Annotated in this window: 1 rRNA gene; it reads left to right on the forward strand. The window is 45.0% G+C overall.

What is annotated here, in order from left to right:
* Window positions 1–105 precede the first annotated feature (105 nt).
* Window positions 106–222, forward strand: a 5S ribosomal RNA gene (rrf, locus tag ABWU86_RS00020).

Here is a 222-nt window from a genome sequence, read left to right on the forward strand (position 1 = left end):
AGCGGACTAGTACTAATTGGTCGAGGACTTAACCAAGTAAGGTAGTAATCGGAAGAAATAAATAATATCTAGTTTTGAGAGAACGAAGTTCTTTCAGATAAATAGTGTGGTGGCGATAGCTAGAAGGATACACCTGTTCCCATGCCGAACACAGAAGTTAAGCTTCTAAACGCCAAGAGTAGTTGAGGGATCGCCCTCTGCGAGGGTAGGAAGTCGCCGCGC

Origin of the sequence: Apilactobacillus pseudapinorum (assembly GCF_040369555.1) — a bacterium.
GTDB lineage: Bacteria > Bacillota > Bacilli > Lactobacillales > Lactobacillaceae > Apilactobacillus.